This window comes from Salinicola endophyticus, from assembly GCF_040536835.1.
Lineage (GTDB): Bacteria > Pseudomonadota > Gammaproteobacteria > Pseudomonadales > Halomonadaceae > Salinicola > Salinicola endophyticus_A.
The window spans coordinates 2273991-2299918 of record NZ_CP159578.1; the positions used below are offsets into that span (position 1 = coordinate 2273991).

The 25928-nt window shown below is 61.4% G+C and carries 22 protein-coding genes; 10 read left to right on the plus strand and 12 right to left on the minus strand.

Annotated elements, in window-relative coordinates; all coding sequences use genetic code 11:
* Window positions 1-13: 13 nt before the first annotated feature.
* The 3 genes from ABV408_RS10300 to flgB form a co-directional block, all read right to left on the minus strand.
* A complete protein-coding gene (locus ABV408_RS10300) occupies window positions 14-718 on the minus strand; it encodes a flagellar hook assembly protein FlgD (protein WP_353978885.1) in 705 nt (234 codons plus the stop codon).
* Window positions 719-784: 66 nt separating this feature from the next.
* Window positions 785-1195 (minus strand): flagellar basal body rod protein FlgC, encoded by a 411-nt coding sequence (flgC, locus tag ABV408_RS10305; protein ID WP_353978886.1) that lies wholly within the window; start codon window positions 1193-1195, stop codon window positions 785-787.
* A 4-nt stretch (window positions 1196-1199) separates the two neighbouring features.
* Window positions 1200-1619, minus strand: a complete 420-nt coding sequence (gene flgB, locus ABV408_RS10310; RefSeq protein WP_353978887.1) for a flagellar basal body rod protein FlgB — start codon at window positions 1617-1619, stop codon at window positions 1200-1202.
* Window positions 1620-1895: 276 nt separating this feature from the next.
* On the opposite strand from flgB, the gene flgA reads away from it, so the two are divergent.
* The 5 genes from flgA to ABV408_RS10335 all read left to right on the plus strand — a co-directional run bounded on the left by flgA (window position 1896) and on the right by ABV408_RS10335 (window position 9885).
* Window positions 1896-2654, plus strand: a complete 759-nt coding sequence (gene flgA, locus ABV408_RS10315; protein WP_353978888.1) for a flagellar basal body P-ring formation chaperone FlgA — start codon at window positions 1896-1898, stop codon at window positions 2652-2654.
* Between the two features lie 159 nt (window positions 2655-2813).
* A complete protein-coding gene (gene flgM, locus ABV408_RS10320; protein ID WP_353978889.1) occupies window positions 2814-3092 on the plus strand; it encodes a flagellar biosynthesis anti-sigma factor FlgM in 279 nt (92 codons plus the stop codon).
* A 45-nt stretch (window positions 3093-3137) separates the two neighbouring features.
* Window positions 3138-3590 (plus strand): flagellar protein FlgN, encoded by a 453-nt coding sequence (locus ABV408_RS10325; RefSeq protein WP_353978890.1) that lies wholly within the window; start codon window positions 3138-3140, stop codon window positions 3588-3590.
* 472 nt (window positions 3591-4062) lie between these two features.
* Window positions 4063-4959: a flagellin gene (locus ABV408_RS10330; protein WP_353978891.1), complete on the plus strand. Its 897-nt coding sequence runs from the start codon at window positions 4063-4065 to the stop codon at window positions 4957-4959.
* A 33-nt stretch (window positions 4960-4992) separates the two neighbouring features.
* Entirely contained in the window at window positions 4993-9885 is a 4893-nt protein-coding gene (locus ABV408_RS10335) for a tetratricopeptide repeat protein (RefSeq protein ID WP_353978892.1), read from the plus strand.
* A 136-nt stretch (window positions 9886-10021) separates the two neighbouring features.
* Here ABV408_RS10335 and ABV408_RS10340 read toward each other — a convergent pair whose 3' ends face one another.
* The 6 genes from ABV408_RS10340 to ABV408_RS10365 form a co-directional block, all read right to left on the minus strand.
* A complete protein-coding gene (locus tag ABV408_RS10340; protein WP_353978893.1) occupies window positions 10022-11353 on the minus strand; it encodes a hypothetical protein in 1332 nt (443 codons plus the stop codon).
* Between the two features lie 3 nt (window positions 11354-11356).
* On the minus strand, window positions 11357-13309 hold the full coding sequence (locus tag ABV408_RS10345) for an NAD-dependent epimerase/dehydratase family protein (protein WP_353978894.1): 1953 nt from the start codon (window positions 13307-13309) through the stop codon (window positions 11357-11359).
* Window positions 13302-14432 carry a DegT/DnrJ/EryC1/StrS family aminotransferase gene (locus ABV408_RS10350; RefSeq protein ID WP_353978895.1) on the minus strand — a complete coding sequence of 377 codons (1131 nt, stop codon included), beginning with the start codon at window positions 14430-14432 and terminating at the stop codon, window positions 13302-13304. The genes ABV408_RS10345 and ABV408_RS10350 overlap by 8 nt, the downstream gene beginning before the upstream one ends.
* Window positions 14433-14502: 70 nt before the next feature.
* Window positions 14503-15384, minus strand: coding sequence for a glucose-1-phosphate thymidylyltransferase RfbA (gene rfbA, locus ABV408_RS10355; protein ID WP_353978896.1), 882 nt, complete (start codon window positions 15382-15384; stop codon window positions 14503-14505).
* Window positions 15381-15920, minus strand: a complete 540-nt coding sequence (locus tag ABV408_RS10360; protein WP_353978897.1) for a GDP-mannose 4,6-dehydratase — start codon at window positions 15918-15920, stop codon at window positions 15381-15383. The genes rfbA and ABV408_RS10360 overlap by 4 nt, the downstream gene beginning before the upstream one ends.
* Window positions 15921-16110: 190 nt before the next feature.
* A complete protein-coding gene (locus ABV408_RS10365; protein ID WP_353978898.1) occupies window positions 16111-16641 on the minus strand; it encodes a polymer-forming cytoskeletal protein in 531 nt (176 codons plus the stop codon).
* A 361-nt stretch (window positions 16642-17002) separates the two neighbouring features.
* On the opposite strand from ABV408_RS10365, the gene ABV408_RS10370 reads away from it, so the two are divergent.
* The 4 genes from ABV408_RS10370 (at window position 17003) to ABV408_RS10385 (ending at window position 21089) form a co-directional block, all read left to right on the plus strand.
* Complete coding sequence (locus ABV408_RS10370; RefSeq protein ID WP_353978899.1) at window positions 17003-17599, plus strand: polymer-forming cytoskeletal protein; 597 nt, start codon at window positions 17003-17005, stop codon at window positions 17597-17599.
* 88 nt (window positions 17600-17687) lie between these two features.
* Window positions 17688-18059, plus strand: a complete 372-nt coding sequence (locus ABV408_RS10375; protein WP_353978900.1) for a flagellar protein FlaG — start codon at window positions 17688-17690, stop codon at window positions 18057-18059.
* Between the two features lie 206 nt (window positions 18060-18265).
* The gene (locus ABV408_RS10380; RefSeq protein WP_353978901.1) at window positions 18266-19183 is read left to right on the plus strand and encodes an alpha/beta hydrolase; all 918 of its coding nucleotides are present in this window, start codon (window positions 18266-18268) and stop codon (window positions 19181-19183) included.
* A gap of 94 nt (window positions 19184-19277) precedes the next feature.
* Window positions 19278-21089 (plus strand): sulfate permease, encoded by a 1812-nt coding sequence (locus ABV408_RS10385; protein WP_353978902.1) that lies wholly within the window; start codon window positions 19278-19280, stop codon window positions 21087-21089.
* A gap of 171 nt (window positions 21090-21260) precedes the next feature.
* Here the strand turns inward: ABV408_RS10385 and ABV408_RS10390 are convergent, their stop codons facing one another.
* Window positions 21261-22493: an AGE family epimerase/isomerase gene (locus ABV408_RS10390; protein ID WP_353978903.1), complete on the minus strand. Its 1233-nt coding sequence runs from the start codon at window positions 22491-22493 to the stop codon at window positions 21261-21263.
* 146 nt (window positions 22494-22639) lie between these two features.
* Here ABV408_RS10390 and csiR point away from each other — a divergent pair, with 146 nt between their 5' ends.
* Window positions 22640-23347, plus strand: coding sequence for a DNA-binding transcriptional regulator CsiR (gene csiR / locus ABV408_RS10395; protein ID WP_353978904.1), 708 nt, complete (start codon window positions 22640-22642; stop codon window positions 23345-23347).
* Window positions 23348-23370: 23 nt separating this feature from the next.
* On the opposite strand, the gene ABV408_RS10400 is transcribed toward csiR, so the two are convergent.
* Both ABV408_RS10400 and ABV408_RS10405 read right to left on the minus strand, forming a co-directional pair.
* Complete coding sequence (locus ABV408_RS10400; RefSeq protein ID WP_353978905.1) at window positions 23371-24588, minus strand: CaiB/BaiF CoA-transferase family protein; 1218 nt, start codon at window positions 24586-24588, stop codon at window positions 23371-23373.
* Between the two features lie 4 nt (window positions 24589-24592).
* A complete protein-coding gene (locus tag ABV408_RS10405) occupies window positions 24593-25771 on the minus strand; it encodes an acyl-CoA dehydrogenase (RefSeq protein ID WP_353978906.1) in 1179 nt (392 codons plus the stop codon).
* Between the last annotated feature and the right edge of the window lie 157 nt (window positions 25772-25928).

Genomic DNA, 25928 nt, shown 5'->3' on the forward strand with positions numbered 1-25928 from the left:
CTGGCGTCGCCGGTCACAAAATCTGACGGACTTCGCCCAGCGTCACCGGACTGCGGTTGAAACCGAGATCCAGCTTCACGCCGTCGTCACCCTGCATCACACCGTTGACGAGGGCGTAGTTGAGAACCTTGGGCGATGTGCTGCTGTCGCCATCCAACACTTTCATCTCCACCGTATAGGTGCTGTCGCTGGCGGCCATGGAGCCATCCTCAAGCTTGCCGTCCCAGGTGAAGCTATGGACGCCGGCATTCAGTGCGCCGGTCGAGAACGAACGCACCACCTGTCCGTTGGCGCCCTTGATGGAGACCTGCAGATCGCCGACCGCGCGATCCAGATCGACACCGACCGGCGTGGTGGCCACGGCGCCGGTGGTGGTATCGGCATTGCCGACCAGAATCCGATCCCCCGGCACCATGACGCCCTTGCCGATCAGGGCGGTGGCCTGCAGCGCCTTGCCGGCGTCGATCTGCTCGGTGATCGCCTGCAGGCTATCGTTGAGCTTGTTGATACCGCTGACGGTATTGATCTGGGCCAACTGCGCGGTCATCTGCGAGTTGTCCATTGGATTGGTCGGATCCTGATTCTTCAACTGCGTGACCAGAAGCGTCATGAAGCGGTCATTGAGCTCACTGCCGGAATTGGTGCCGGTCGCCTTGCTCGGGGACGCGGTGCCATTGATATTGGCGAGCGTGCTGCTGCCGATGACTGGACTGGACATACCGTTTCTCCTTGGCGTCCGACCTCCGCAGCGGAGACCGCGACTACCTTGAGCTGCGCCTTAGGCTCAGCCTTCGCCGATGGTTAGGGTCTTGGTCATCAACGTCTTGGCGGTATTCATCACCTCGACGTTGGCCTGGTAGGAGCGCGACGCCGAGATCATGTCCACCATCTCATTGACGGGGTCGACATTGGGCAGCGACACGTAACCCTGTGCATCCGCCAGCGGATGCCCCGGGCGGTACTCCTGGCGCAACGGTGTGGTGGTATCCTCCACCACGCGGTCGACGCGCACGCCGCCGGGGCTGCCGCCCGACTGCCCCAGCGCCTGGAACATGACCTGACGTGCGTAATAAGGCTTACCGTCAGGCCCGGCTACGCTGTCGGCGTTGGCCAGGTTACTGGCGGTCACGTTCATGCGCTGGGAGTTGGCCGTCAGCGCCGAGCCTGAAATTTCGAAAACACTGAACATCGACATCGGTTTACTCCGGTTGCATCGCCTTCTTCATCCCCTGGATCCGGCGACTGACGAAGGTGACATCCGCCTGGTAGCGCACCGAGTTATCGGCGAAGGCGGCACGTTCGCGGTTCATGTCGACGGTGTTGCCGTCGAGACTGGGCTGATCCGGCACGCGATAAAGGAGGTCGTCGACGCTCGAGACGCGCGGCCCCTCGGCCGCAATATGCCGGCTGGACGTGCGGCTCAACGAGAGACCGCCCTCACCTGCCGAACGCCCCTGCTGCATGACTCGATCGAGCTCGGCACGAAAGTCGAAATCCCGCGCCTTGAAGTTGGGGGTGTCGGCATTGGCTATGTTGTTGGCCAGCACCTTCTGGCGCTCGGCGCGCAGGTTGAGCGCCTCCTGCTGATAGCGCAGCGCACTCTCCAACTTGTCGAACATGCCGATGATCTCCTGATGATGGCCAGACGGCAGCGAGACCAGTGATGCGTCCGCGTCCGTCGACTTTCTTGGACAGGGTGGAGAATAGCGGCGAGTTACGCATGGTAAACTCGTAAACAGACCGTCAATTGCGCGTCATTTCCCGCAATGACTCCTACCGCTTCGCTCTACAATCGCTTTCCATGATGGAAAGAACCGCACGGGTCGGGTTCGGCAGGCCTGTCCACCGGTGAGGTCTTTTCGATACCGACACGAAGCATGCAGCTGGAAAACCCCATGACAGCGCCCAGACCGGAAGGCCCACAAGATGCCTGGCTCGCACGCCGCCCGCGCCTGCGCCGCCTGCTGCTGACGGGAGCCGGCATGCTGCTGCTGACGCTCTTTGGTCTCGCACTGCTACCACTGCCTTCGATCGCCCAGGCGCAGGACGCCGACCCGCTGGCTGCCAGCGTCAAGCGTTTCCTGCTCACCCAGACGCGCTCGCTGGGTGATCAAGTCAGTGTGAAAGTGCACGACAACACCGCCCGTCTCGGCCCCTGCGTGGCCCCGGAGCCGTTTCTGCCGCGCCCGGGGACTCCCCAGGGCCGCGTCACGGTCGGGGTCAACTGCCAGGGGGAAGAGCGTTCCCGTTACGTCCAGGCAACGGTATCGGCCAGCGTCAGACATCTGGTGGCAGCCCGCACGCTCGAACCCGGGGAACCCATCGACGCCACGGCGCTGAAATGGCAATCCTCCGATGTCACCCGCCTGCAGCGAGGCTATCTCAGCGCCATGACCGATGCGGCCGGACGTGTCGCCACGCGGCGAATACCTGCCGGAGCAACGCTCACCGAGGCGATGGTAAGACAGCCCTGGCTGGTCAAGCGCGGCGACACCGTAGTGCTGACAGCCCAGGGTCCAGGCTTTCGCGTCAGTCGCAGCGTCGAAGCGCTGGAGAATGGCGGCATGGGTAACACCATCCGCCTCAAGACCGAAGGCAATCAGATCCTGCAGGGTCAGGTCGTCGGCCCCGATCAGCTGCGAGTCAACTTCTAGCGCCACACAATCTGCATACGCAATTGCAAACTTTTTTGACAAATCTCTGCGTGGCCAGCTTTCAGTTTCGGCCATGGCTGCCGATAATCCTTGCAAGCGGGCCAAGGCCCTACACTATCGGCAAGCACATGACCGTGGGCATCGCCCAGAGGTGACGAGATGAAGATTGACCAGACAAACTCGCTGACGCGCCTGACGCAGAGCGACGCCCTCGACCAGAAGCGCAACATCAAGAACACCGAGGGCGCCGCAGCGCCGGCGGGCTCCAAGACCACGCTGAGCCAGATCGATACCCAGAATGCCAACGGCGATATCGATACTGCCCGGGTTACAGAGATTCGTCAGGCGATCGCCGATGGCACGCTGCAGCTCGATACCAGCAAGATCGCCGATGGCCTGCTCCAGAGCGTGCGTGACATGCTCGACGAGCGCGGCTAAGCAACGCTCGCGCCCTATTTGGCATATCCTTCTCGAGAGCCTTAGATGAACGTCACAGACCTGCTCACCGAACAGTTGCATCAGCTCGAACAGCTTCTGCAGACGCTGACGGCAGAACGAGAGTGCCTGAAGGAGGGCCGCGCCGACGGCGAGGTTCTCAACACGCTAGCGACCCACAAGCAGGCGCAACTCGCCGAGCTCGAACGCCTCGAACATCTGCGCCGCGAAGCGCAGCAGGCGCAAGGCCTGGGAGATGGCGCCCGCGGTGCCGAGCAGCTGGCCAGCATGCACGACGCAGATCAGCTCTGGGGACAGATTCGCCAGCAGGCAGACCGCCTGAAGCAGATGAACCGCCTCAATGGCTTTGTCATCTCCCAGCGCATGGAACACAACCAGCGCGCGATCGATTTTCTCGAGCGAGCCGTGGGTGGCAGCGTCTATGGCCGCAATGGCCAGGCCAAACCCAAGAATTTCAGCGGCATCAGTTCCCGCGCCTGACCCTCATCGGATGACCTTGCGCTTCAGCACGGCGCAAGGCAGATCATGACCCTCTCGCCGGTGTTTGACACTCAGTCATTCATACCGCCAGCGGCTGACAATCCGGGCAACATCACAGGTGTTTTCGAGCGCCTTGTCCAGCTGTCATTCTTGCCCTTCCCCCGATACATTTCTAGCGAAGCACGTGGTGCCGCGCGGCCATCGGCTGGCGTCCGCTCTTGAGCAGACGCAGGCAACCTCCTGTTTTCCCTGATCAACTGATCGAAGCCCTGCGCGTGCCTACACAATATCCCCGCCACCCCCTTCGACACATTTTTTCACAAAAAGCGAAAATCTTTTTCTAAAGCTCCCCGGGGTAGCGCCGATAAATGGGACAACGGCCAAGGGGCCGTTGCAGCAGGATCCGACAGCCATTCGACGTTCTGCGGATCAGGCCCAAATTGCCCTCTCACTATGAGAAAGGAATACGACAATGGCAGTTATCAATACCAACATCACCGCGCTGATCGGTCAGAACAACCTGAACAAGTCGCAGAGCCAGCTCTCGACCGCCATGGAGCGTCTCTCCTCCGGCCTGCGTATCAACAGTGCCAAGGACGACGCCGCCGGCCAGGCCATCGCCAACCGCATGAGCAGCCAGATCACCGGTCTCAACCAGGCCAGCCGTAACGCCAACGACGGTATCTCGCTGTCGCAGACTGCCGAAGGCGCCCTGGACCAGGTCAACGACAACCTGCAGCGCATCCGTGAGCTGACCGTTCAGGCTCAGAACGGCACCAACAGCGCCGACGACATCGACTCCATCCAGAAGGAAGTCAACCAGCGTCTGGAAGAGATCAACCGTGTCACCGAACAGACCACGTTCAACGGCACCAACGTCTTCAAGACCAGCACCAGCAACTCCTCGTTCAGCATCCAGGTCGGTGCGAACGATGGCGAAACCATCAACATCACCATCGGTGGGGCCAGCGCTTCCGGCACCTCGACCAACGCTGCCAGCGGCTGGAACATGTACTCCTCCACTGCGACTGCCGGCGCATCGGCTGCCAACGGCGGCACCCGCTCCGTCAGCGCCAGCGGCTTCGACGTGCTCGCCACCGACGCCCTCAAGGTCCTCGACAACAAGCTCAACAACGTCGACACCGAGCGCAGCAACCTGGGTGCGGTCCAGAACCGTTTCGAAACCGCGATCGACAACATCACCACCACCTCGACCAACCTGTCGGCAGCCCGTTCGCGCATCGAAGATGCCGACTACGCCACCGAAGTGTCGAACATGACCCGCGCGCAGATCCTGCAGCAGGCTGGCACCTCGGTCCTGTCCCAGGCGAACCAGACCCCGCAGACAGTTCTCTCGCTGCTGCGTTAATCCCTCCCCAGGGAGTGATGGAAGGCCGGCATCTTGCCGGCCTTTTTCGTTGCCTATCCGCCACCCAGAAAGCCCGCGACCGAGAATGGCGCCGTCAAGGCCAACTATTCGCCGCTTCGCGCTTCTCGAGACATGGGAAGCTTGAAAGACTCCTCACCTCCTGTCGGAACATTGCTGCTCATGAACCATAGCCAACACGTCCCCGCCCCACTGCAAAAGCGCTTCATGGACCTCTATCGGCAAGGTGACTATCAGCACGCCAGGAAAGAAGCCGAGTCCTTGGCACAGCGCTACCCACAGGATGCCTTTTCCTGGAAAGCGTTGGGCAATAGCCAGCTGCAGACCGGCGATGCCGCCGGTGCGCTCTCCTCGCTGGAGCGGGCCATGACGCTGACTCCGACGGACCCTCTGGTACTGACGGCGCTGTCGAAAGCGTACTTCAAGCAGGGGCAGAAGGAGCGCGCCTTCGAGCTGCAAACCCGCAGTCTGGAGATCGACGGTGACAGCGCCCAGGCTCATTTCAACATGGCCAACATGTGCTATGAGATCGGCGCCTACCCCCGCGCGGAAAAGCATCTGGCACAAGCCGAGCGGGCAGGACATCCGGAAGCGGAGATCCTGGCCATGCGCAGCATCCTGTTTTCACTGCATTTCGAGTTCCAGAAGGGCCTGGAAGCGTTGGAGCGCCTACACACGCTCAAGCCGAAAGACCCCTCGGTGCTCAATACGCTCGGCAACTATCACAAGGATATGACCGACTTCGCGGCGGCGGAGCGTTACTACGCCCAGGCGCTGCGACTGAGCCCACAGTACTACACGGCTTACTCCAACGGACTGCTGAACGACCACTACAATCCCGCGGCCTCGGCCGAAAGCATTCTGCGCAAATCCAAGGCGTGGAAGGACCACTTCACGCCGCCACGACTATTGACGCACGATGCCAAGGATCGCACCTCAGATCGTACGCTCAAGGTCGGACTGCTCTCGAGCAACCTCAGGGTTCACCCGGTAGGCTGGATGGTGAGCAGTGCTCTGGAGAATCTTGCCAGCGATATCGAGCTCTACGCCTACACCGATAACGACGCTCACGATCCGATTGCCGAAAAAATCAAGCGACGCTGCCACTGGATACCTACCTATCATCTAAGCCACCAGCAGCTCGCCGATAGAATTGTTGCCGACGATATCGATATCCTGATCGATCTGGCGGGTCACGGCGCCCAGAGCCGACTCCCGGTCGTCGACATGAAGCCGGCACCGATCATCATCAAATGGGTCGGCATGCAGATCAGCAGCATGGGCATGGCGGCGTTCGACTATTTCTTGAGCGACCCATATGAAACGCCGCCCGGGGTGGATCATCTCTATACCGAGAAGCTGATCCGCCTGCCCAATGACTACATCTGCTATACGCCGCCCGCCTATACCCCCGCGATCACGTCGTTGCCGGCCATCAGCAACGGTTACGTGACCTTCGGCTGCTTCAACAACCCAGCCAAGGTGAACGACGTGCTGCTGGCCGAGTGGGCCAAGCTGATGCACCAGGTGCCCGGCAGCCGCCTCTTCCTAAAAGGGGGGCAGTACACCAGCCCCGACGTGTGCCAGCGTATTCTGTCTACGCTTGAGCATCACGGCATCGAATCCGGGCGTGTCATGCTCGAAGGGCCCTCGGACCATGAAACGCTGCTCAAGAGCTACAACCGTGTCGATATTGCCCTGGATACCTGGCCCTACTCAGGAGGCTTGACGACCTGTGAAGCGCTGCTGATGGGCGTTCCCGTAGTCACGCATGTCGGCCCGACCTTCGCCGGACGGCATAGCGCCACGCACTTGTCGAACACCGGCATGCCGGAACTGGTCACGGATAGCTGGGAAGCGTTCCGCGAGCGAGTGATCGAACTCGCGTCCGACCTGCCGAGCCTGGCAGTGATCCGCGCGGCGCTGAGAACCTATCTCGAACACTCTCCGATCTGCGACGCGCCCAAGTTCGGTCGCCATCTGCGCAAGGCACTGAGAGCCGTCTGGCAGCGCTATTGCGAAAGCGCAGAGCCGGCCGCCCTCACCTTCGACGGCCATGGACGCGCTTATTTCGAGGATCGCGACGAGCCGGTGGAAGTGCCCCGTCCTCCGGCGCTCGAAACCGACGATGGCTTCGGCTGGCCGCTCGAAGAGCCGATCATCGCCATCGACAACGGTGGACAGCTACTGAACGATGAGAACGTCGAGAAGCTGCTGCGGGACGAGCGCCTCGAATTGATCGTGTTCGATCCTTCAAGGGACGCGGCCCATCATCCCATGAGCCGTGCCGAGCGCGTACATTACTATGCCGGCCATGGCCTGGGCACGGGCTCACCGGCCACCCTGTTCACGCCAAGCCCCAATTCGCCGAGCGCACTGCCAGCGGATCGCCAGCATGAGCAGCGGCAGCCTCAGGTAGCGGCCGAACCCCACGCTTTCGACACCCTTGCTCTGGACAGCATCGAAGGCCTGCCGGCTCTGGACTGGCTGGTGCTGGACGACACCAGCGATGCTGCCGACATTCTTAGCCATGGCAGTCAGTCGCTGGCCGCGGCGCTACTGATTCAGGTCAAGATCGCCTTCCAGCCGACCCACGAGCGCCAGCCCGATCTGGGCGAGGTTCAGCGCTGGGCCAAGGAGAATGGCTTCCGCCTCTACCACCTGCACGATCAGCACCATCGCAGCGCCCTGCCCATGGATGAGATCCATGCCGACGTGGCCGCCTCCGAGCTGTGGTCCGCCCAGGCGCTACTGCTACCCGACCAGACGCGCATGGCCAGCCTGAGCGATAGCCAGCGGATCAAGCTGGCTTTCCTCCTGCACGTCGTCTATGGATTCAAAGATGTGACCGGCAGCCTGTTGCATCAGTTGGATGCAGCGCTGGCCCGCCGCTATCTCGACAGATTCCTCTCCTCGGAGAGCGAACCGCTGGAGGCCTCGTCACAGAAATCGCTTGGTGAAACGACGCCACTCCAGACGGCGTCTACCAGGCCAGATGGCGTTCAGCTCGCCCCCCTGGAACGCCTAAGCCGCGCACTTGGCAAGCGCAAACTGTGCCTGATCGACACCGGCAACCAGGCCAATCACGGTATCATCAAGCGTGGCATGCACGGGATGTTCCGCACGCTGCAGGGTGCCGGCTGTCCGGTGGAGTGGGTAAATGCCGATAACATCGGCCCCAAGACCATACTCAAGCTGGCCACCTCTGCAGACCATGTCCTGTTGGGCGGCAATCGCTACTTCGACTTTTCGCTCAATATCAGCGGCTATGGCAGTAGCAATGTCTTTCACAGTTATGGCCACCCCATCATCGGCGCGGTCAATGACCACCCTTATGCCGATTTCATGCTCGATAGGATGCGCCATGCCTCGCCGAGCGGACTATTTGTCGCGCGCGCCTCGCTGAGTAGCGAACTCGCTTTTGTCAGACCCGATATCTCGTTCATATTCAGCCCGACAACGGAGTCGTCCCCCAAGGTGTGGGAAGGGGGTGACAGACCACATATAGAACGGGATATCGACATTCTGGTGCCGATGAATCTCAGCTACGCGCCGCGTGCTGATGTGCTATATAACGAACTGTTGGATAAAGCCACGAGTTATGGCGATGACTACGTCACGCTCGTGAATGAAGTGCTCGAGCAGTTCACCGACTTCTCACGCCCGCTGCTATCGATCTTTCGGGAAACCTACCAACGTATTTTCGGATACAAATGGCAAGTTTACTACCCTTGGTCGGAGGAAGACGAGCGCCTGCTGGGCCTGCTCAGCCTGCTCGACGATGTGAGCCGTGGACGCGCCAGGCTCAAGGCCATCGAAGTGCTGGCGCAGATGCCATCTTCAGCCAACATTGTCGTGCTAGCGCCAGAGGTCGCCCGGCAAGTACTAGGAAGGTTTGTGGGTATCGACGCCATTCGCCACTGGCAGTTTATCGGCGAGAAAACGTTCGATGAGCTTCAGTCTCTGTATACACGGGCTCGCTATGTACTCAACGTCTCACCGACTTATCACGATTGGCTGCATGAGCGCATAAGACATGCGGCCATCTCGGGTTGCGCGGTTCTTTCCAACCTAACGCAACGCGCAGACCAGTTTTTCAATCAGGGCCAGGATATTCTCTTCTTCGAGCGCACCTCTCAGGAGGCTATCTACTCGGAAGACCGAAGTCATAGCGAGTCATTGGGCTTCGCCGCGCGTGACAAGGTCATGAACCAGCTGCCCAGCGAAAAGGAAACCTTCGCTAACGCCATCGATGCTTATGCCGATTATCTTGAGCGGTTCGACAACCAGTCGGCCGGCACTGGCGGCATGGATGACGTACAGCAGACCTTGGAGTTGCCCGACGCGCCCTTTATGAGCAGCGCAGAGAAGGGACTCTTCCGCGATGCGCTGAGGTCCGCGAGCAGCTACTTCGAATTTGGGTCGGGTGGCTCTACCGTCTGGGCCATCGAAAACGGCCTGGTAGTGGAAGGTGTCGAGAGTGATGGCAAGTGGATACATGCACTGAAAGCAAAACTCGGCGAGAAGTGCCGTTTGGCCTACATCGATATCGGCCCAACTGGCGCTTGGGGTTTCCCCACCTCGAATGCGGCGATCGCAAACTATGGCAACTATAGTCGCCACATCCTCGATTTTACCGCGACTTTCGATTTGACACTGATCGATGGCAGGTTCCGAGTTGCTTGTGTCGTGGCGACCGTGATTCACATCATGAAAACGGCCGACGATGTCAGCAAGCCCCGGATTTTCATCCACGACTTCTGGAATCGTCCCCACTATCACATTGTGCTCGACTATCTGCAGCCGGTACGACGGGTCGATACTGCGGGGCTCTTCAGCGTCAAGCCGAACCTCGCCCTCGATGATCTCGAGAAAAGGCTTGCCGAATACCTCAACGATCCTCGTTAACCCGAAACCCTTTATCAAGAGCAACCCGGCTGGGCATGTCCTCGCCCGCCGGGATCAGGCCCCGCTATACATTCACAATCAACGTCCCTGGTCAACAAATCGGTGACTTGACAACTCACCCCACAGCCCAAAGGACTCAAACAGCAAACAACCGCTGATACTCGTCGAAACGGGAGAGCCCAAGGGTCTCGAAGAACGTCATCGGCCAGCCGTAACAACTAGTGAAATAGCCATGGGGTAGCGCATTGGCAGCGGGCTTCGGTTCGATGTCTGTGTCGAGCATGAGTGCCAGCGCCTCGCGAGTATCGGGCTCGTAAACGGCATCGAGGCCGCTATAGATGGCCTTACCCAGCATGATGCTCGGCACCCCCATATAGGCCGCCTCGACACCCACCGTCGAGAAAAAGCACAGAACCTTGGCAGCACCCTGCATGAGATCGTAAGAACTGACGACGGAATCGCTCTGAATGACATCGACATTGTCACCGGCCAGACCATGCCAGTAGTCGAAATCACGACGACAGATACCCGCTTGATTGGGGTGGTTACGAATAACCAATTGGTAGCGAGACTGGTTGGCAGCCCAGCTTATCAGCCATGCAACGGCTTCACGCTGGGTCGCAAAAATAGTCGACAACTTTATTCTCGGATCTAGAGATGCATACTCGTCTTCGCTAGACACAAAATAGACGATGTACTCGCGACACCTGGCTGGCATCTCAGAAAACTTATCGGCAAACACATTGGCTCTTTGCTTGGCAAAAAAAGCCTCCGCCTTTTCCACCTTCCGTGGATCACTGGACGCTTCCCAAAAATCCTTGACTACCGCAGACATAGCTCCAAAGTCATGTATACGACAAGGCTGAATCCTGAGTGCTGCCCCTGCATTCATTCTTTCATAATAGACAACCTGCTGTCCGATTCGCTCCAGCATCAATGTTTGTGGGTAAGTATTATATGAGCGCCCATTATAAATATAAACACAATCACCCGACTCCAGGCCAACCGACTGCACGCTGGTCTCAAAGTGATCTACGAAAAGTATCGCCTGAAAAAGATAAGACTCGACCTCTGACCAACAGCTGTCGATATCCAACGAGACACAACGGTAGCGCGAGATCAGGTTAGAGACGATGGCCACCCCAATATTGAGGTCTCGATAGGTGACGGCCCTCAAGGCTTCGATATCAGTCACCGGCCGCAGCAGCTCATCGACCAGCACCGATATCTCCCTGGAAGACTCGGCAGACCTAGTTGTCGTTTGATAGTAGCCCTGATGATCTCCGAGGATTCGGGAGACAACTGACCGAATATCGGCGAGACGTTCAGCATCCCGCTCCCCCACAATGACCCACGGGACAACTTGGAAGCCACCTTGCACGCTGAGCCTATGCAGCATCTCCAGAAAAGTCCCGAAGACCTGGTAATTCCTCAGGTCGCTACAAAAAACAAAGGCTTTCCTCGCCATGCGTTATTTCCTGAAGCTGTCAATGGTACTTTGCATATCGTGACGTGGATACCAGGTATACTCTTGATGGGCTTTATGGCTGGAGATGATCAGGTCATCAGGCACACCCTCAGCATACGACGCCATGACGCGATAACTCGCCCCCAACCTCTCTACCGCGGCATCGAGAACCTCTCCTAGAGAAGGCGTGCTGCCGGGGCCTATATTGATGATGTCGAAGAAGCCATGCTGCGACTCGCGCTTTGTAAAATGAAGCAACGCATCGACAGCGTCTCTATAGTCAATCTTACTGATCCGACGCGATAAGTGTCTTGCCGACACTTCACCGCCGCCCGCCAATGTCGACATCATGGATGAGTAAGCTTCCTGTTCAACTAGCGCATCCAGCGGCCCCATGACGGAAGAGAGCCGCAAGATCGTGAATCGAGTTTCCCGGGTCATCTGTGAAAGCGATTTCAAGTGATCTTCCACGAGCACTTTGGCTTGGGCGTAAGAGCTTTCCGGGCGTAGCAGAGACGCCTCAGACAACACGTCTTTCGAATTCCCGTAGACACTTTGAGAGGAGAGGAAGATGATCTTCGCAGGCGCCATGCACATGCAGGCCCGCAAGAATTCCATACTCGTCTGAATGGCGGCAAAATGATCTTCAGGCCCGTGGTGAGGCCTGGCAAAGGCGCCATGGAGCACTACATCGATACCGCGAATATCTGCCACTCCGGAGCGCAGCTCCTCAAAACAGTAAGCCTGTCTAATCCCCTGTCTTCCGTTACGGTGGCGGTCGACTGTATAGACTTCAAAGTCGGTGTCAGAGAGCAGGCGATCCAACAAGAGCCCCCCGAGCAATCCGGTACTACCAGAGAGCAACACCCTCCTCACCCCCGATACCTCAGCGCGATGCCCCGAGTCCGAGGCTGGCCAACGCGATGGGGGCAGATCGATCTTTTTACTCGCCACCTGCCTGACACCGGCATGTCTCGACGATAGACGAGGCTGCAAACATGGCTGCTTCATCAGCAATCCAATGACCACATACTCGACCTCATTGAACCCGAGCTTGGCTCTGAGCCCAGTAATACCGGTAAAGCGCGGATTGATCTCGAAGACTTTAAAACCTTCGTCCGTCATGCGTCCTTGTACATTGATAGGTCCAAAAGCACTCCATCGAAGCATCGATCGGCAAAAGGCCTCGATAAAGTGATTGAGCGGTGCAAGATCGATTGGAACGATCTCGATCGGCACGCCGTTGACCAGACGATTAGTCGTGGCACAGCAGGCCCGCAGCTTTGAACCTTGATCGAAAATCAACTGTAAGGAGATCTCGCTGACTTGTCGATTCTCTCCACGTGACAAGCTGCTCCTGTACTCAACAGAGAGATCGTCGCCACTAGCCGGCATGGCGATTTCTTGATAGATATGGCTTTCCCCGTCATCGACCGCATTCAAACCCTGCCGATTCGCAATGACGCTAATGCTTTTAGATGCGTACCCTGATCGCGGCTTTTTGATCAGTGGAAAGATGTCCTCGTCAGCGTCAAGCAACTCTTGATGAGTATAACTTTTCACAAAAAAAGGCGCAGCTTCTTGAAACGTCTCCGTATAGCTGTATTTATCCCTACACATCGCAATCAGTGCTTCCGGCGCGGCCAGCACTCCGATACCGTGCGCCCCGAGTTTTTCTCTATTTTTTGCCAGTATATACGCCTCATCGTCGTGTCCCGGGATGAGTAACGTGATATTTTCTTCTGTCGCGACCTCGATCAATCTCTCTATATAGCCGCCGTCATGGTAACCAGGAATCAGCCGGCTGCGATCGCACTCCGTCGCGCCGAAGGCCGAGGGAGTGTTCCCCAAACCGACTGTCTGAACGGCACCCGGCTTGAACAGCTTGCATGAGTCGATCACCGATTGCCCGACACCACTACCAATTGAACAGATGCCGATCACAAGCTTATCCATACGACACCTCACCCCGAGACGCTCTGACAATCTGGCAAATGAATTCGACCTGTTCTTCAGAAAGAGAAGCTGACATTGGCAAACAAATCACTTCATCCGCAGCGCTGCGTGCGTGACTCAAGGATGACGGCGTCAGGCTTTCTCCCCCGCGATACACCGAGTGGTCACTAACGAGCGGATAAAAGTAGCGCCGCGCATAAATATCCTGTGCTCGCAAGCGCTCGTACAGGTCATCTCTACTCAATCCGTAGCCGCGACCGACACGCACAGGAAAATAGGCATAGTTGGAGACGACCTGCCGGTGAAAATCCGGCAGCTGGATGCCGTCGACACCTTTCAAGCGATGTCTATATAAGTGGTCCACTTCCGCACGACGGCGTATCGCACCATCGATATGCTTCAGCTGCAGCAGACCAAAGGCCGCGTTGATCTCGCTCATCTTGCCATTGATACCCGATGCCACCACCGTCGTCTCGTTGACGATGCCGAAATTCTTGAGGTTATCGATATGGCGCTTGGTCTTGGCGTCGGGGCAAACAATGGCGCCACCTTCGAAGGTGTTGAAGACCTTGGTGGCGTGGAAGCTGATTGCACTCAGGTCGCCATGACGCAGAATGCTGCCCCCTTTGTCCTCGACGCCGAAGGCGTGAGCGGCGTCGTAGATCACCTTGAGGTTGTAGGTATCGGCAATCTCCTGGATCGCTGCGACATCGCAGGGGTTGCCGTAACAGTGCACGGGCATGATCGCGGTCGTCCGCGGCGTGATAGCCGCCTCGATCTTCCGGGGGTCGAGATTGAAGGTCTGCGGATCGATATCGACGAAGACCGGCGTGATGCCGTTCCAGAGCAGAGCATGCCCGGTGGCCACGAACGAAAACGGCGTAGTGATCACCTCGCCGCTGATTCTGAGCGCCTGCAACGCGGTCAGCAGCGCAATGGTGCCGTTGTTGAAGAGCGCGATCTCCGGTACGCCCAGGTAATCACGGAGCGCTGCTTCAAGCTGCTGGTGCATCGGCCCGTTGTTGGTCAGCTTCTTGCTCGCCCATATCTGTTCGAGATAGGGGATGAACTCGTCAAGCGGTGGCAGATAGGGCTCGGTGACATAGATGGGCTTGTCGTTCATGAATTACCTTTTCTCGGATACCCACCGGCCCCACTGGTATCGTGAGCTGATTGGCCCTTGTTGATCGTGGTTATGAGGACTCTTCGAGAAACTCGAGCAGATAACGCCCATAACCATTCTTGGCGAAGACTTTGGCCGCCGCGGCCAGCTCGCTTTCACTCAGCCACCCTTGGCGCCAGGCGATCTCCTCCAGGCAAGCGATCTTGTACCCTTGGCGTTTCTCTATGGTCTCGACGAACTGGGCGGCTTCCAGCAGGCTTTCGTGGGTACCGGTATCGAGCCAGGCAAAGCCGCGCCCTAGCAGTTGAACCTGCAAGTCACCTCGCTCGAGATAGGCGCGATTGACATCGGTAATTTCCAACTCGCCTCGACTCGAAGGCTTCAGATGCTTGGCGATCTCGATAACGTCGTTGTCGTAGAAGTAGAGCCCGGTGACCGCATAATGGGACCGCGGTTGGCTCGGCTTTTCCTCGAGTGACAGTACGCGACGCTCGGCATCGAACTCGACCACGCCGAAACGCTCCGGATCCTTGACCTGGTAGCCGAACACTGTAGCGCCAGAGGCACATGCCATGGCTCTTCTGAGCTTGGGACTGAACGCCTGCCCGTAGAAGATGTTGTCGCCGAGCACCAGGCAGACGTTGTCCTGACCGATGAAGGACTCGCCGATCAAAAACGCCTGTGCCAAACCCTCAGGTCGCGGTTGCACGGCGTATTGCAAATCGATACCGAAGCGCGCGCCGTCGCCCAGCAGACGCTGGAAGTTGTCTCGATCTTCGGGGGTGGTAATGATCAGAATGTCGCGTATCCCCGCCAGCATGAGCACCGACAGCGGATAGTAGATCATCGGCTTGTCGTAGATCGGTAGTAGCTGCTTGGAGACACCCATGGTGATCGGGTGCAGACGGCTACCGGCACCGCCAGCCAGCACGATACCCTTGTAGCGCGTCATGCCGGCGTCCCCAGTCGAGACAAGTCCAGCCCGTCGGCCCCCGCCTTGCTGGCCGAATAGGGGGAGTTGGGAGCGTAGGGCGAGTTCTCATCGAAGCGCGCCGCGCGATCTGCGCCGAGATCGCCGAACACTTCATCGGTGGAGACATGGTGAAAGCGAAACGCCTCACGGCGGGCCGGGGTGAGTCCACGCCAGTGGCTTCGCGTCACCTCCAGCAGCGTGGCCGTACCGAGGACGTTGTGATGCACGAACGAGAGCGGATCGTCGATGGAGCGGTCGACATGCGTCTCCGCAGCCAGATGCATGACGGCGTCAGGCGAATGGCGCCCGAAGACCTGCTCCAGGGCCGCCCGATCATTGATATCGATCGGCTCCATCCAGTAGCGGCCGGCATAGGCGTCAACCAGACTGTTATCCGGGTGCGAGGCATAGCCGAGCTTGTCGATATTGACGACGCTATGCTCGGTAGCCGTCAGCAGGTGTTGAACCAGAGCTCTGCCGATGAAACCCGCACCGCCCGTGACCACTATTTTCATGCCGCACCCGTCGAGAGTTCTCCGCTGACTGCCAGCATGCCCGCATCGGCAGCGAACGTTACGGTGAATAAGTGCCTCCAGGCGCTCCAGTTCGTCGCTTATCGGACGACGGAACGCCACGTTCGACACGCCCCTTCAGAGACGAGCGGCCAGTCAGCGAGCGGCGAGACGACTGGCGTGTCTTACCGACTCATTCGACCGGCCGGTCGGCGTGGGTCTCGTCCTCCGCTTCGTCGCTTTCCGCTACGGCTGACGGTGTCACCCTGTCGCCCCGGGGCTCGCCACCAAACGCCTCGCGCAGTACATCGTGCTCGGGATTCATATCGATGTTGCCGTGGAAGGCCGCACCATCCTCGAGGATCAAACCAGGGGCGTAGAGCTCACCCTGGACCGCGGCCGTAGCTTTCAGCGTGATCCGCTCGGCCGCGATGAGCTGCCCCTCGACCCGCCCTTTCACCGTGATCTCGCGGGCGATCAGGCGCCCCTCGACCTGGCCATCACTGCCGACCGTCACCGCATGATGGGGAAAGCTGACATCGCCGACGATTCGGCCTTCGATCAGCAGGTCTTCGTCGCCGTTGACATCGCCACGAATCGTAGTCCTGGCGCCAATCCGCGACATGCCGTGTAGCGGTTGGGTAGGCTCACTACCACGCGCCGGCGTGCTGATGGTCTCACTCGAAGCGGTCTGGCGAAGCGCTTGGCTGGATTTGGGAAACATCGGACAGCTCTCGATCACGGGTTGGCGATATTCGGGCGCAAGCTGCCCGAACGCTGAATTCCTTCATCGGCGATCATGCCGATATCTTGACCACGAAAGGCCTCACCCTCGCGTTTCCGCGTCCGCGCGCGATTTCATTCGCCCCCTAGCCGGGATCAAACCTTACTCACTCTCATTCGTCGACGCGTACGACGGACGGCACCGCGTGCCGTGCTACAGAAGAGTCACGGCTACCTTCAGGTTTGCGTATCAGCGCCGATACAAGGATCAAATGCCTCCGTCAAGATGATGGTCGGCGCCGAGCCTGCACCCTGCCAACGCCAGGAGACGGATGCGGGCATCAGTACAAGAAGAGGGCAGCATGGATTTGGGAGAGTGGCTTCTACTGGGCGGCCTAGGCTGCTGTCTGCTGCTGCTGCTCGACGGCTACCGTCGGGCACGTGGGCGGCGTGAGCGCGTGCTGACAGCCCAGTCATCGTCGTCGCTGCAGGCGACGCGCATCGAGAGTCCGCAGCATGAAGCCCAGCCAATGCCGGCCGAAGTCGACGCCTCATCTTCCTGCCCACCCGCGCCTTCCCCGCAGCCAGCAGCCCCTTCGCCCAGCCTAGCGCGCGACAGCGCGGCCACGTTGATCGGCGCCAGTGTGAGAGTGATTGGTGACATCGACTGCGCCGAATCGATCCGTGTCGAAGGGCGGCTCGACGGCACGCTGGCAGCCGACGAACATGATGTCGTCATCGGATCGCAGGCCGAGGTCGGCCCGCGGTTGAGGGCAGGCACGCTGCGCATCTCAGGTCGGGTATCGGGCGAGCAGCGTGTCAAGGGTACGGCAATGATCGCTCCCGGCGCGCGGGTGCAGGGCACGCTCAAGGCGCATCGCCTGCAGTGCGACGAGGGCGCAAGCCTGTCAGGAAACGTCAATGTCGGCGGCCCTCGCGTGGGCAACCCGCCGCGTTGAGTCGACCAGTCAACAAAAATGGCTGACAGCGGCTGGATGCTGGCAGCAGAGGCCTCTGATCCAAGTATCGCAACGGGAGTGACAAGCCATGCCCAGCCCCATCGATCTCAACACACTATCGCTCAACCTGGGAACCGGGAGCTCGCCGCAGCAGCGCCTCGACACCCTGATGCAGCAGGCGCGACAGAATCTGCCCTTCGCTCAGGAGACCAGTGCGGCCGCCAACGATGAGGAACGCAAGGGCAAGGGCTACTTGAGCGACCAGATCAACGAGCTCAACGCCGTGATGTATCAATACGGCCTGCGCTTCGAACTGAGTGACTTCGACAGCCAGGTGATCACCCAGGTCGTCGATCGGGCTACCGGCGAGGTCATCCGTCAGATCCCGTCGGAAGAGATGCTGCGCATCGCCCAGGCTTTCGCCGATGATCAGGGGCGCCTGGTCGACGCCTCGGCCTGACGCCAGGGTCGCCCCCTCCCGCCACCGGCCTGCTCACTGAGGCAACACAACGTCTTGGAGAGCGTGAAAGCACTCGTGGCACAAGGTTTCGACTCGTCGAATCACGCGCCAGCGCTTACGCTGAGGTCACGACTGATGGCCGAGGGAGCGGCGAGATGATGGGTCGATGGGTGGTGAAAAGGAGAACGCGATCGGTGGCGCGCGCGATGCGTGCCCTGCGAAGCTTGAAAGGCATGGGGATCTGGCTACTGATAAGCCTGGCGCTGGGCGGCTGTTCGACCTACGTCAACGCGCCCGACGATGCCGGCGCCGCGGCAGCCCGCACCCCACAGGGGCTCGACTACCAGGTTCTGCATGATCAACGCTTCACCCCGGCCGACTGGCCGCAAGCGCTGATGGCGGATGTCTATCTGCCCGACAGCTCGAGCACCGAGCTGCGCCCGGCGGTGATGATGGTGCACGGCGGCGGCTGGGAGGGTCGCTCGAAAGACGACATGACACCGATCGCCAAGCGTTTCGCGCGCCACGGCTACGTGGTGGTCAACGTCAGCTACCGTTTCGCCCCCGAGTTCCGCTTTCCGGCACAGTTGCACGACCTGCAGCTGGCGCGTCACTGGATCGATGCCCACGCCCGCGAGTGGCGGATCGACCCGGATCGCATCGCCGGTCTGGGCTACTCCTCCGGCGCCCACCTGGTCAGCCTGCTAGCGCTGGTGGCCGGCACCGATAGCCCGCTCGATCGCCCCTACGGTGGCGCGGATACCGGCTTTGCCGCGGTGGTCTCCGGGGGCACACCGGCAGATCTACGACTCTGGGACAGCGGCCGATTGCTGATACAGCTGCTGGGTGGCACCAAGCAGGAACTCCCTGAAGCCTATGCCGCCGCATCGCCGTTGACCCATGTTCACGCCGGAGCTCCGCCCTTCTTCCTGTTCCATGGTACCTGGGACGATCTGGTGCCGCCCGAGCACGCCCGGGGGCTGTTCAGCGCCCTGCAGTCCCACGGCGTCCACGCCGAGCTCTACTGGATGCGCTGGCGCGGCCATATCACCGCCTTCCTGCTGCGTGGCGATGCCGAAGCAGCGGCGCTCGATTTTCTCGCCCGTGAGATGCCCGCCCGTTGAGCACGTTCGGCGGCGGCTCGCTTGCATGCACTCCGGCGAGCGCGCACCATTATCGCTTCCAACGATAAGCTTATGAACAGAGGCCGAAAACACCATGAGCCGATGGCGCCGATGGCTCGCTAGCGAGCCCCGCGAACGGATTCGGCTGCGCGCTCGCATCGCCGGCTACTTTCCCATCACCACCTGGCTGCCCTACTACAATCGTCATCTGCTCGGCGAAGATCTGATCGCAGCGGTCATCGTGACCCTGATGGTGATACCGCAGGCGCTGGCCTACGCCATTCTCGCCGGGCTGCCGGCGGTCGCCGGGCTCTATGCCAGTATGCTGCCGCTGATCGCCTACACCCTGTTCGGCACCAGCCGCACCCTTGCCGTCGGCCCCATGGCGATCGTCTCGCTGATGACCGCCGCGGCACTGTCACCGCTGTTCGTGCCCGGCAGCGTCGCCTACAGCCAGGGTGCGGTCACTCTGGCGCTGCTTTCTGGGCTGATTCTGGCACTCATGGGTCTGCTGCGGCTGGGCTTCTTCGCCAACTTCCTGAGTCACCCGGTGGTCTCGGGCCTGCTGACCGCCTCGGGCGTGCTGATCGCCGCCAGCCAGATCGCCAGCCTCATGGGTATCGGCGGCTCCGGCTTCACGCTACTCGACCAGCTATTGCACATTCTGCGCCAGCTCGACCAGTTACACTGGCCCACGCTGGGCCTGGGGCTGAGTGCGCTGATGTTCCTGCTGCTGATGCGCCGCGCCGCACCGTTACTGCGCCGCCTGGGGCTTGCCGCCGGCACCGCCACCTTCATTGTGCGCCTGGGCCCGGTGATGGCGGTGGCCATCACCACATTACTCTCGTGGACACTCGACCTGCCCGCCCTGGGGGTGGCCGTAGTCGGCGAGATTCCCGCCCACCTGCCGCCGCTCAGCCTGCCCTCGCTCGACCCGTCCGTGTGGCGCGAGCTGCTGCTGCCGGCCTTTCTGATCAGCGTAGTGGGATTCATCGAGTCGGTGTCGCTGGCGCAGATGCTGGCCGCCCGGCGGCGCGAGCGCATCTCGCCCGATCAGGAGCTGATCGGTCTGGGCAGTGCCAACCTCGCCGCCGCCTTCACCTCGGGCATGCCGGTCACCGGCAGCCTGTCGCGGACCGTGATCAACTTCGATGCCGGTGCGCGGACCCCCGCCGCCGGCGCGCTGGCGGCGCTCGGCGTGGGTCTGGTGATCCTGTGCCTGACGCCGCTGATCGCCTATCTGCCGATCGCCACCCTGGCCGCCAGCATCATCGTCTCGGCGATGACCCTGGTCGACCTGCCCGGGCTCAAGCGGACCTGGCGCTACTCACAAAGCGACTTCGCCGCCATGCTGATCACCATCGTGCTCACCTTCCTGGAAGGGGTAGAGGCTGGCGTGATGGCAGGAGTGGGCGTATCGCTGGCACTCTATCTCTACCGTACCAGCCGGCCGCACACCGCGGTGGTGGGCCGGCTGCCGGGTACCGAACACTTTCGCAACGTACGCCGCCACGAGGCCGAGATCGATGCCGAGATCGCGCTGCTGCGAATCGACGAGAGTCTCTATTTCGCCAACGCGCGCTATCTCGAGGATACCGTCTACGCGCTGATCGCCGATCGATCGGCCATGCGCCATCTGGTGCTCATCTGCTCGGCGGTCAATATGATCGACGCCTCGGCGCTGGAGAGCCTGGAAGCGATCAATGCGCGCCTGGCCGACTCCCAGATCGCGCTCAACCTGGCCGAGGTCAAGGGCCCGGTGATGGATCGGCTCAAGAAGAGCGACTTTCTCGACCACCTGAGCGGCGAGGTCTACCTCAGCACCTACGCCGCCTGGACCGAGCTGCGCCACCGCCTGGACGATGAAGCCCGAGCCAACGCCGAATCACCGGACGCCGCCAGTTGAGGCCTTAGAGCTCATTTCCAAACTTTCTGACGATGGGCGCCGGAGGCAAGGCAAAGCGAGGGTCCTTTGCCAGGGATGGCAAAGGTAGCGCCCAGGGAGGGGTTCACAGCGCCCTCGCGATGCCCTGCCGCCGGACAAGCCCACGCCGTCTAGCGGTTGTGAAAGACCCTCTTAGGCATCGGCGAACCCGCCGCCGATGACGTGCCCCGGTCTCTCCAGCCCTTCGCGGCGACGCAGGATCGGCAGCAGCAGATAGCAGGTGGCCAGTGGGCGGCGGTCGGTCTTGCCCAGCGGGCTCTTCTCACGCGAATAGGGGCGATTGTCCGCGGTCAGCGTGGCATACCAGCCCCCACGTGCGCCGTCGATCATATGCTGGCCGCAGTAGTCGGCGATGCGGTCGTACCAGCGCCAGTAGCGCGGCTGCCCGGTAGCGTCGCCGAGCAGCGCCGCGGCGGCCAGGCTCTCCGCCTGAACCCAGTGCTGCTTGTCACGATTGACCACCTCGCGGCGCATGTCCACGCCGCTGAACAGCCCGCCATGCACACCATCCCAGCCCGCCTCCATCGCCCCTGCGAATAGCGACCCGGCGGTATCCAGCAGCCAGCCACGCGCACTTGGCACCCACGCGGCGAGTCGCGTCATCAGCTTGGCCCACTGGGCGAGATGGCCGATCTGAAAGCCCCACGGGCGGTAGCGGTCATCGGGGCGGTAGCGGTGCAGCTCGAAATCCACCCGCCAGTCGCGATCGAAGTGCTCCCATAGCCAGCCGCCGGCGAGCGGTGCCAACTGCTGCCAGACGCTGCGGGTGACACTCAACGCCCGCGCCAGAGGCTCGGCATCGCTGCTCACCGCCTGGCAGGCCAGCAGCGCCTCGCACATCTCCAGGTTGGCGCGCTGACTGCGGTAGGGTGCGATCCGCCAGCGCGCATCCGCCGAGTCGGCGTAGCGTCCACTGCCAGTTTCGTAGAAATGTTTGTCGATTAGTGCCCGTACCCGCGTCAGCCCCGCCACCGCCTCGCCGATACCAGCGTCCAGGGCCACCGCATAGGCCTCGAGCACCCGCGCCAGCCCCAGACAGCGCTGGACCTCGTCTTCCGGCGTGGCGCCATCGAGCAGCCAGGCGTAGCCCTGAGTTCGCGTCTGGTAGTGGTGCTCTTCGAGAAAACGCAGCCCGTGGCGCGCCCAGTGCAGATACTCCGGCTCGCCGCGATACACCGCGTAGCGCGCATAGTTGATCACGAAGCCGGCGCTGGAGAGCAGATGGCGCCGCTGGGGCTGAAGTCGTTCGCCGCTATCGGTGAAGGCGTGGAAGAATCCCGCCTGGGTATCGATGCAACGCGGGTGGTAGAACCCCATGAGGCTATCGATCTGGTGAGCGACTTGAGAGGCTGAGGTCAACGGCATGGGCAAAGCATCCTTAGGATCGCTCCATCTGGTGTAACCTGCAGGCCGGTGCGATGCAATGCGTCTCTGGTCGCGCTTCTCAAGGCATCGATATTTTCGTTCAATATCTACATCTCTTCCTCATTCACCGTCTCGGTCGACTCACCATGCCATCCGCCACGCCCCAGGGCGCTCCCAGCGCCGCGCCCCAGAGCGCCGAAGCCGCCTATACCGCGCTCAAGCGCGATCTCGTACGGGGCCACTACGCCCCGTCGGAGAAGCTACTGATGAGCGAACTCAAGGCGCGCTACGCCATCGGCGTCGGGCCACTACGCGAGGCGCTGACCCGTCTGGTGGGCGAGCGCCTGGTGACCAGCATCAGCCAACGCGGCTACCGCGTGGCGCCGATGTCACTAGGCGAACTCGAGGCGATCTACGATGCGCGTGCCGAACTCGAGGGGCTGCTGACCCGGCTGGCCATCGAACGCGGCGACGACACCTGGGAAGCGGCGATCCTGGCCGCAGCGCATCGCCTGTCTCGGGTCAGCGAGCTGCACTCGGGTGATGACATGCTCGATCTATGGGATGCCCGCCATCAGGCGCTGCATGCGGCGATCGTCGCCGGCTGCGGCTGCCCCCCGCTGCTGCAGGCCCGGGCGGCGCTGTTCGATCAGGCCCAGCGCTACCGCCACCTGTGGCTGCACCAGACGGTCTTCTCGGCCGAGGCGCTGACCACCAAGCGAGTCGAGCACGCGGAACTGGTCGAGCGCGTGCTGGCGCGCGACGCCGAGGGTGCCGCGCGCGCACTACGTGACCATCTACTGACGCCGGTGGCGATCATCCAGCGACGGCTGATAGAGCGTGGCTGGGCGTGAACGGAGCATGGGCATGAACGGTCTCAGCCAATCACGCCGCGCTCGCGCAGCGCCTCCCAGTCCGCCGCGCCGGGGCCCAGCCACCCTTCGAGCACATCGAGGGTGTGCTCGCCCAGCCGCGGCGGCATACCCGACGCACCCAGGCGCTCGCCATCCAGCTTGATCGGATTGCCGACCAGATGTGCGACGCGGCCATCGTCGCCACGGCGCTCGATCTGCATACCACGATGGCGTACCTGCGGGTCGTCGAACACCTGATCCAGGGTGTTGATCGGCCCGCTCGGCACCCCCGCCCGTTCCAGCGCCAATAACCAGTCGTCGCGGCGGCGCTCGACCAGGCGCGCCGCCAACTGCGCCACCAGCAGCTCGCGGTGATCCACTCGGGCAGCGTTGGTGGCGAAGCGCGGATCGTCGGCCAACGCCGCCAGCGAGAGCACCTCGCACAGACGCCGGAACTGGTCATCGTTGCCCACGGTGATGATCAGATGGCCATCAGCGGCGGCAAATGCTTGATAAGGCACGATATTGGGATGAGCGTTGCCCAGGCGCTGGGGCACGCTGCTACTGGTGAGATAGTTGAGCGCCTGATTGGCCAGCACGCCGACCTGCACATCGAGCAGCGCCATGTCGATATAGGCGCCCTTGCCATCGTGTTCACGCCGGCGCAGCGCCGCCAGAATGGCGTTGGCGGCATACAGCCCGGTGAAGATATCGGTGAGGGCAACGCCCACCTTGGTCGGCTCGCCGCCGGCCGCGTCGGGCTGCCCGGTGAGGCTCATCAGCCCGCCCATGCCCTGGATCAGGAAGTCGTATCCCGCCCGCGCGGCATAAGGGCCATCCTGACCGAAACCGGTGATCGAGCAGTAGACCAGGCCGGGGTTATCCGCCTGGAGACTGGCGTGATCGAGCCCGTAGGCCGCCAGTCCGCCCACCTTGAAGTTTTCGATCAGCACGTCGGCATGAGCCGCCAGCTGGCGCACCAGCGCCTGGCCCTCGGGGTCGGCGAGATCGATCGCCACCGAGCGCTTGCCGCGGTTGGCACTCAGGAAGTAGGCGGACTCCCGGGTGCCCGGCAGCCAGGGCGGCCCCCAGCCACGAGTGTCGTCACCCCGCCCGGGGCGCTCGATCTTGATCACCTCGGCGCCCAGATCGGCTAGTTGCTGGGTACACCAGGGGCCTGCCAGCACCCGCGACAGGTCGAGCACACGCAGGCCGGCGAGTGGAGGTTGGGCGTCACTCATGGCCTCACCCGAACGCCTGAATGCCGGTCTGGGCACGCCCCAGGATCAGCGCATGGATATCGTGGGTGCCTTCGTAGGTGTTGACCGTCTCCAGGTTGAGCATGTGCCGGATCACCCCGAACTCCAGCGAGATACCGTTGCCGCCGTGCATGTCGCGGGCGGCGCGCGCAATGTTCAGCGCCTTGCCGCTGTGGTTGCGCTTGATCAGCGAGATCATCTCCGGCGTCGCCTTACCGGCATCGAGCAGCTGCGCGACACGTAGACACGTCTGCAGCCCCAGGGCGATTTCGGTCTGCATGTCGGCCAGTTTGAGCTGGATCAACTGGTTGGCCGCCAGCGGGCGGCCGAACTGCTGGCGGTCCAGGGTGTATTGACGCGCCGCGTGCCAGCAGAACTCGGCGGCGCCCAGCGTGCCCCAGGCGATACCGAAGCGCGCCTTGTTGAGACAGCCGAAGGGCCCGCTCAGGCCAGCGGCACCGGGCAGCAGCGCCTCCTCTTCGACGAAGACGTCGTCGAGCACGATCTCGCCGGTGACCGACGCCCGCAGCGAGGCCTTGGCCTGGATGGTAGGCGTGGAGAAACCCGGCGCGCCGCGCTCGACCAGAAAGCCTTTGATGCGCCCCTCGTGGGCATCGGATTTGGCCCACACCACCGCCACATCGGCGATCGGGCTATTCGTGATCCACATCTTCTGGCCGCTGAGCCGGTAGCCGCCGTCGACCTTGCGCGCCCGGGTCTGCATGCTGCCGGGGTCGGAGCCGGCGTTGGGCTCGGTAAGCCCGAAGCAGCCGACCAGCTCGCCGCGCGCCAGCCCCGGCAGCCAGCGCTGCTTCTGCGCCTCGCTGCCGTAGGCCTCGATCGGATACATCACCAGCGACGACTGTACACTCATGGCCGAGCGGTAGCCGGAATCGACCCTTTCCACTTCGCGCGCGATCAGGCCGTAGGCCACGTGGCTGGCCCCGGCGCCGCCGTAGGTTTCACTCACGGTCGCGCCGAGCAGCCCCAGCTCGCCCATCTCGGAGAGAATCTCGCGCTCGAAGCGCTCCGACTCGAATGCTTCCAGCACCCTGGGCTGCAACCGTGTCTGGCAGTAGTCCCGCGCCACCTGCTGGATCTGGCGCTCTTCATCGTCGAGCTGCTGGTCGAAGAGTAGCGGATCGTCCCACTGGAAACCGGACATGGCACACGCCTCCTGGCGCTATGTCGAAAGGAGAGAATGGCGCATGAAGACAGCGCCTGAGGAGCAGCGTACGCCAGGGCTGACAGAAGGGATATGCGAAAAACGTCGATATTCCATATGAAATATCGACGTTTCCATTGAGACACTGAGACTACTC